Origin of the sequence: Streptomyces sp. NPDC006012 (genome assembly GCF_042871185.1) — a bacterium.
Taxonomy (GTDB): Bacteria; Actinomycetota; Actinomycetes; order Streptomycetales; family Streptomycetaceae; genus Streptomyces.
This window is the reverse complement of sequence record NZ_JBIAIE010000068.1, coordinates 1-1,475: the sequence shown is the minus strand read 5'-3', so window position 1 is coordinate 1,475 and position 1,475 is coordinate 1. Positions and strand designations below refer to the sequence as shown.

Below are 1,475 nucleotides of genomic sequence, written 5' to 3'. Positions count from 1 at the left end.
GGGTGCCGCGTCGTGCGGTGGCGGCCCGGTCGGCGGCGGGTGAGGGCGGGGTGACGCTGGCCCAGCGACTGGCCACCCTCAACGAGACCGAACAGAACCGGCTGCTCGTCAACCTCGTCCGGAGCAACGCGGCGACCGTCCTCGGACACGCCAATGCCGACACCATCGGCGCCCGCCGGGCCTTCAAGGAGGTCGGCTTCGACTCGCTCACCGCGGTGGAACTGCGCAACCGCCTCACCGAGGCCACAGGGGTACGGCTGCCCGCCACCCTCGTCTTCGACCATCCCACCCCCACCGCACTCGCCCAGCGGCTGCGTCGGCAGCTGGTGCCCGAGGACGGCGGCACGAACGGCTCCGGTGCGGCCGGTGACGACAGCGCGACGCGAACGCCCGGTGTCGGCGGCGAAGTGACCGCCGGGACCGAAATCGACGAGGTGGAGATCCGGCACGCCCTGGCCACCGTGCCGCTCAGTCGGCTGCGTGAGCTGGGCGTGCTCCAGGAACTCCTGCGCTCCGCACCCTCGCGGACCGGCACCGCAGCCGAGGCCCGACCCGGCGACGCCGACGTGATCGCCGAGATGGATGTGAGCGCACTCGTCGAGCGGGCGCTCGGCACCGGCACCAACTGACCGATCTGTGACGACCGGAGGAATCGCCATGACCACCTCGTACGACAAGCTCGTGGAGGCGCTGCGGGCCTCCCTGTTGGAGAACGAGCGGCTCTCACGTGAGAACCAGAGGATCGTCGAGGCCGCCGCCGAGCCCATCGCGATCGTGGGGATGGCGTGCCGGCTGCCGGGAGGTGCCACCTCGCCGGAGGAGCTGTGGGAGCTGGTGGCCGAGGGGCGGGAGGGTCTGGTGGACTTCCCGGCGGATCGAGGCTGGGACCTGGACGACCTCTTCGACCCCGACCCCGGCACACCCGGGAAGTCATATGTCAGCCGCGGCGGCTTCCTGGACGGTGCGGGTGACTTCGACGCCGGCTTCTTCGGGATTTCGCCGCGGGAGGCGTTGGCCATGGATCCGCAGCAGCGGTTGCTGCTGGAGGTGTCCTGGGAGGCGCTGGAGCGGGCCGGTCTGGACCCGACCGCACTCGGCGGCCAGGATGTGGGTGTCTTCTCGGGTGTGATGTACCACGACTACGCGAGCAAGCTGGACGACGTCCCGGAGGGTCTTGAGGGCTTTCTCGGTACGGGCAACTCCGGCAGTGTGGCCTCCGGCCGGGTGTCCTACACGCTGGGGCTCGAAGGTCCCGCGGTCACGGTGGACACCGCCTGCTCCTCCTCACTCGTCGCGATGCACCTCGCGGCCCAGGCCCTGCGCAACCGCGAGTGCGGCATGGCCCTCGCCGGCGGGGTGGCGATCCTCGCTCAACCCGGTTCGTTCGTGGAGTTCTCGCGGCAGCGGGGGTTGGCGCCGGATGGGCGGTGCAAGGCGTTCGCGGATGCGGCGGACGGTACGGGGTGGGCCGAGGG

General features: G+C 71.3%; 2 protein-coding genes. Both read left to right on the top strand.

The window, feature by feature from the left end:
• A partial coding sequence (locus tag ACFYPJ_RS39045; RefSeq protein ID WP_389026888.1) for an acyl carrier protein occupies window positions 1–629 on the top strand: 629 nt, incomplete at its 5' end.
• A gap of 28 nt (window positions 630–657) precedes the next feature.
• On the top strand, window positions 658–1,475 hold an 818-nt coding region (locus ACFYPJ_RS39040; RefSeq protein ID WP_389026886.1), incomplete at its 3' end, for a beta-ketoacyl synthase N-terminal-like domain-containing protein.